The sequence below is a fragment of the Nocardia sp. JMUB6875 genome (genome assembly GCF_041154655.1).
In the GTDB taxonomy this organism is placed as follows: domain Bacteria; phylum Actinomycetota; class Actinomycetes; order Mycobacteriales; family Mycobacteriaceae; genus Nocardia.
This window is the reverse complement of record NZ_BAAFGR010000097.1, coordinates 24,525-30,524: the sequence shown is the minus strand read 5'-3', so window position 1 is coordinate 30,524 and position 6,000 is coordinate 24,525. Positions and strand designations below refer to the sequence as shown.

The following is a 6,000-nucleotide window of genomic DNA, read 5'->3' as shown; positions in this document are numbered from 1 at the left end:
CCTCCAACGCAGCCCCGACCTCCGGCGGTCCGAAGCCCGCCGCCGAGGACGAGACCAAGGTGCTGCGCGGCCCCGCCGCGGCGATCGTCAAGAACATGTCGTCGTCGCTGACCATCCCCACCGCCACCTCGGTGCGTGCCATCCCGGCCAAGCTGATGATCGACAACCGTCTGGTCATCAACAACCACCTCGCCCGTACCCGCGGCGGCAAGATCTCCTTCACCCACCTGCTGGGTTACGCGATCGTGCAGGCCATCAAGGTCTTCCCGAACATGAACCGGCACTTCGCCGAGGTCGACGGGAAGCCGAACGCGGTCACCCCCGCGCACACCAACCTCGGCCTGGCCATCGACCTCAAGGGCAAGGACGGCAGCCGCTCGCTCGCGGTCGCGGCCATCAAGAACACCGAGACCATGACGTTCGCGCAGTTCCACAGCGCGTACGAGGATGTCGTGCGTCGCGCCCGCGACGGCAAGCTGACCAATGACGACTTCTTCGGCGTCACCATCTCGCTGACCAACCCGGGCACCATCGGCACCAACCACTCGGTGCCGCGCCTGATGCAGGGCCAGGGCGCGATCATCGGCGCGGGCGCCATGGAGTACCCGGCCGAGTTCCAGGGCATGAGCGACGCGCAGCTGGCCGAGCTGGGCATCGGCAAGCTGATGACCCTCACCTCGACCTACGACCACCGCATCATCCAGGGCGCCGAGTCCGGCGACTTCCTGCGCACCGTGCACAACCTGCTGATCTCCGACGAGTTCTACGACGAGATCTTCCACGGCATGGGTGTCCCCTACGAGCCGGTGCGCTGGCGCAAGGACATTCAGGAACGCGGCATCGACAAGTCGACCCGCGTGCAGGAGATGATCAACGCCTACCGCAGCCGCGGCCACCTGATGGCCGACACCGATCCGCTGCGGCTGGTGAAGGACAAGTTCCGCTCGCACCCGGACCTCGATGTCACCCAGCACGGCCTGACCCTGTGGGACCTGGACCGCGAATTCAATGTCGCGGGCTTCCACGGCCAGGAGCGCATGAAGCTGCGCGATGTGCTGTCCATCCTGCGCGACGCCTACGCCCGCCACGTGGGTGTGGAGTACACCCACATCCTGGATCCCGAGCAGCTCAAGTGGATTCAGGAGCGCGTGGAGCAGAAGCACGCGAAACCGTCGGTGGCAGAGCAGAAGTACATCATGTCCCGGCTCAACGCGGCCGAGGCGTTCGAGACCTTCCTGCAGACCAAATACGTTGGCCAGAAGCGCTTCTCGCTCGAGGGCGCGGAGTCGGTCATCCCGATGATGGACGCCGTCATCGACCAGTGCGCCGAGTACAACCTCGACGAGGTCGTGATCGGCATGCCGCACCGCGGCCGCCTGAACGTGCTGGCCAACATCGTGGGCAAGCCCTACTCGAAGATCTTCACCGAGTTCGAGGGCAATATGAACCCGGCCGCCACCCACGGCTCCGGCGACGTGAAGTACCACCTCGGCGCGCGCGGCACCTACCTGCAGATGTTCGGCGACAACGAGATCGAGGTCTCGCTGACCGCCAACCCCTCGCACCTGGAGGCCGTCGACCCGGTGCTCGAGGGTCTGGTCCGCGCCAAGCAGGATCTGCTCACCAAGGAAGACATCGTCACCAAGGGCGAGGAGGCGCGCACCTTCTCGGTCGTGCCGCTCATGCTGCACGGTGACGCGGCCTTCGCCGGCCAGGGCGTCGTGGCCGAGACCCTGAACCTGTCGGGCCTGCGCGGCTACCGCACCGGCGGCACCGTGCACATCGTGGTGAACAACCAGATCGGCTTCACCACCGCGCCGGAGTACTCGCGCTCCACCGAATACTCCACCGACATCGCGAAGTTCATCGGCGCGCCGATCTTCCACGTGAACGGCGACGATCCGGAAGCCTGTGTGTGGGTGGCCAAGCTGGCCGTCGACTACCGGCAGAAGTTCCAGCGCGACGTCGTGATCGACATGATCTGCTACCGCCGCCGCGGCCACAACGAGGGCGACGACCCGTCGATGACCCAGCCGGGCATGTACGACGTGATCGACACCAAGCGTTCGGTCCGCAAGGCGTACACCGAATCGCTGATCGGCCGTGGCGACATCTCCATGAAGGAAGCCGAAGACGCCCTGCGCGACTACCAGGGTCAGCTGGAGCGGATCTTCAACGAGGTGCGCGAGCTGGAGAAGTTCCCGCCGGAGGCGTCGGAGTCGATCGAGGAAGAGCAGCAGCTGCCGCCGAACCTCATTACCGCCGTGGACAAGACGGTGCTGCAGCGCATCGGCGACGCGTTCCTGAACGTGCCCGAGGGCTTCACCGTGCACCCGCGCGTCAAGCCGGTGCTGGAGAAGCGCCGCGAGATGGCCTACGAGGGCAAGGTCGACTGGGCCATGGCCGAGCTGCTGGCCTTCGGCACGCTCATCGACGAGGGCAAGGCCGTCCGCCTGACCGGTCAGGACTCGCGCCGCGGCACCTTCTCGCAGCGGCACTCGGTGATCATCGACCGCAAGACCGGTGACGAGTACACCCCGCTGCACAACATCGGGTCCAAGAACCCGGGCTGGTTCGCGGTGCACGACTCGGCGCTGAGCGAATACGCCGCTGTCGGTTTCGAATACGGCTACTCGCTGGGCAACCCGGATGCACTTGTCCTGTGGGAGGCGCAGTTCGGTGACTTCGTCAACGGCGCGCAGTCCATCATCGACGAGTTCATCTCCTCCGGTGAAGCCAAGTGGGGTCAGCTCTCCGAGGTCGTGCTGCTGCTGCCGCACGGTCACGAGGGCCAGGGCCCGGACCACACCTCGGGTCGCATCGAGCGCTTCCTGCAGCTGTGCGCCGAGGGTTCGATGACGGTGGCGGTTCCGTCCACCCCGTCGAACTACTTCCACCTGCTGCGCCGCCACGCCCTGGACGGCATCCGCCGCCCGCTGGTGGTCTTCACCCCGAAGTCCATGCTGCGCAACAAGGCTGTCGTGTCCGAGGTCGAGGACTTCACCGACAACAAGTTCCGCACCGTGCTCGAGGAGCCCACCTACGAGTCGGGCAACGGCGACCGCTCCAAGGTCAAGCGCGTGCTGCTCACCTCCGGCAAGATCTACTACGAGCTGGTGGCCGAGAAGAACAAGAACAACCGCGACGACGTGGCCATCGTGCGCGTCGAGCAGCTGTACCCGATTCCGAAGTTCCGCCTCAACGAGGCCCTGGAGCAGTACCCCAACGCCACCGATCTGGCGTGGGTCCAGGAGGAACCGGCCAACCAGGGCGCCTGGCCCTTCTTCGGCCTGAACCTCCCGGAGATCCTCCCGGCCCGCTTCGGCAAGCTGCGCCGCATCTCGCGTCGCGCCATGTCGGCCCCGTCCTCGGGTTCGTCCAAGGTGCACGCGGTGGAGCAGGCCGAGATCGTCAACGAGGCCTTCGCCCCGACCGCCTAGTCGGGACATCGGCGAAACGAAGCCGCCCGCCGGATCTTTCGATCCGGCGGGCGGCTTCGTCGTTTCTCGAGGTAGCGCTGCGTGTTACTGCGCGTCGCCCTCGCCCTCGGCGGAATCGTTGGTGCCCTTGATATCCCAGGCCGCCATCATCGCGGCGATGCCCTCGGCGGCGGCGGTGTCCTGAGTGTTCGATTCCTGATCGGACATTGTGCGTACCTCTTTCTGCTACTTCCCTAGCGAAAATTGATGTTACCGAAGGGATTTCGATCGGGCTTGCCGAGGCGGCCGCCACACCCTTGCCAAGGGCATGCTCCACACCGTATATTCCACCTGGAATATTTGGTACGGAGGATGTCGGGGACGCGGAGTAGCGTCGCCGGGGACGGAGGTCGCAGTGACCAGGAAGCAGACGACACCGGCGCTGACCCAGTTGGGAATGCTGGTTCTCGCGCTGCTGGAGGAGCGTCCGATGCATCCGTACGAGATGTACCAATTGATGCTGAGTCGGCACGAGGACGAGTTCGTCAAGATCAAGCCCGGCTCGCTCTACCACACGGTGGCCCGGCTGGCCGATCAGGAACTGGTCGCCGCCGAGGGCACGGATCGTGCCGGTAACCGGCCCGAACGCACCACCTACCGGATCCGCACGGCCGGGCGCGAGGCGCTGCGGACCCGGGTGACCGACCTGCTGCGCGAACCCGTCAAGGAACACCCGGCCTTCGTGTCCGCTTTGGCCGAAGCGCACAATTTACCCGTGGACGAGGTCATCGCCGCCCTCCGCGAACGCGTCGCCTGGATCGAATCCCGGCTCGCAGATCTGCTGTCCCTGCGCGAACTGGCCGCCGCCCGCGGCGTGCCCCGGCGGTACTGGGTCCGCGTCGACTACATCCGCGCGCAGGGCAGCGCCGAGGCCGAATGGCTGCGCGGCTTCATCGCCGAGCTCGAGAGCGGCGAACTCGAATGGGAAAACTTCGACGACGAGACCGGCGAACGCGTCGATCTCACCAACCCCTGAGCCTCACCAACCCCCTGAGATAGGAACCCGAATCCCATGTCCACTCAACGCAATCCGTGGCTGGCGCTATACGCGCTGGTGGTGGGGTTCTTCATGATCCTGCTGGACATGACCATCGTCGCGGTGGCCAATCCGGCGATCATGAAGGACCTGAACGCCGATGTCTCCAACGTCATCTGGGTGACCTCGGCCTATCTGCTGACCTACGCGGTGCCGCTGCTGGTCACCGGCCGGCTCGGAGATCGATTCGGCCCCAAGAACATCTACCTCGTCGGCCTCGCCGTGTTCACCCTGGCCTCGCTGTGGTGCGCGGAGTCGACCACCATCGAGATGCTGATCGCGGCCCGCGCCGTGCAGGGCCTGGGCGCGGCGCTCATGACGCCGCAGACCATGGCCGTCATCACCCGCACCTTCCCGCCGGACAAGCGCGGCGCCGCCATGGGCCTGTGGGGCGGCGTGGCCGGACTCGCGACGCTGGTCGGCCCGATCCTGGGCGGCGTGCTGGTGGACTGGCAGGGCTGGCAGTGGATCTTCTACGTGAACGTGCCCATCGGCATCATCGCCTTCGCGCTGGCCTGGTGGCTGGTGCCGTCGCTGCCGACGCACGAGCACAAGTTCGATCTGGTCGGCGTCGCGCTCTCCGGAATCGGCATGTTCCTGCTGGTGTTCGGCATCCAGGAGGGCAATACCCACGATTGGGACGCCTGGATCTGGGCCATGATCATCGCCGGTGTGGTGGTGCTGGGTCTGTTCATCTGGAACCAGGCCACCAATACCGGTGAGCCGCTGGTGCCGCTGAGCCTGTTCAAGGACCGCAACTTCGGGCTGTCGAACGTGGCCATCGCGGCCATGGGCGCGGCGGTGACGAGCGTGTTCGTGCCCTCGTACTTCTATCTGCAGCAGGTGCACGGCATGTCGCCGACGCGGTCGGCGCTGGTGTTCGCGCCGATGGCGATTCTGACCGGTGTGTTCGCGCCGATCATCGGCAAGATCTCGGACAAGGTCGCGCCGCGGGTCATTCCGACCTTCGGGTTCGCGCTCTTCGCGGCGACGCTGTTCGGGTTCGCCGCGCTGATGAAGCCGGACGGGTCGATCCTGCTCTTCATGATCGTGGGCGGGCTGGCCGGTATCGCGAACGCCTGCATCTGGGCGCCGCTTGCCTCCACGGCCACCCACAACCTGCCGGTGCAGCAGGCCGGTGCGGGTGCGGGCGTCTACAACACCACCCGGCAGGTCGGTTCGGTGCTCGGTTCGGCCGCGATCTCCGCGCTGCTGACCGCGCGCATCTCCGCGCAGGGCCTGCAGAGCGGACCGATCGGCGAGGGCACCGGCGGCAAGAGCCTGCAGGATCTGCCCGCGGCGGTGCGTGATCCGCTGCTGGAGAAGCTGAGCACGGCGCTGAGCCAGTCCATGTATCTGCCCGCGGTGATCCTGGTGATCGGTGTCGTCGCTTCGGCGCTGTTCGTCGGGCATGCCAAGTCGGGCCGTGGTCAGGCCGACGATCTGGCGAAGGCCAATATCGGGGCCCACTGAGATTATCGGGGC

General features: G+C 66.2%; 4 protein-coding genes. 3 read left to right on the top strand and 1 reads right to left on the bottom strand.

Translation table 11 applies throughout. The features are described from left to right. Window positions 1-3,440 (top strand): multifunctional oxoglutarate decarboxylase/oxoglutarate dehydrogenase thiamine pyrophosphate-binding subunit/dihydrolipoyllysine-residue succinyltransferase subunit (locus ACAM49_RS23915; RefSeq protein ID WP_369637794.1); only part of this gene is annotated, 3,440 nt, incomplete at its 5' end. A gap of 84 nt (window positions 3,441-3,524) precedes the next feature. Here the strand turns inward: ACAM49_RS23915 and ACAM49_RS23910 are convergent. Next, window positions 3,525-3,647 (bottom strand): hypothetical protein, encoded by a 123-nt coding sequence (locus ACAM49_RS23910; RefSeq protein ID WP_369637793.1) that lies wholly within the window; start codon window positions 3,645-3,647, stop codon window positions 3,525-3,527. A 187-nt stretch (window positions 3,648-3,834) separates the two neighbouring features. On the opposite strand from ACAM49_RS23910, the gene ACAM49_RS23905 reads away from it, so the two are divergent. Together ACAM49_RS23905 and ACAM49_RS23900 are read left to right on the top strand one after the other, a co-directional pair. Further along, window positions 3,835-4,455, top strand: a complete 621-nt coding sequence (locus ACAM49_RS23905) for a PadR family transcriptional regulator (protein WP_369637792.1) — start codon at window positions 3,835-3,837, stop codon at window positions 4,453-4,455. Window positions 4,456-4,491: 36 nt separating this feature from the next. Beyond that, window positions 4,492-5,988 carry a DHA2 family efflux MFS transporter permease subunit gene (locus ACAM49_RS23900; protein ID WP_369637791.1) on the top strand — a complete coding sequence of 499 codons (1,497 nt, stop codon included), beginning with the start codon at window positions 4,492-4,494 and terminating at the stop codon, window positions 5,986-5,988. The last annotated feature ends 12 nt before the right edge of the window (window positions 5,989-6,000 follow it).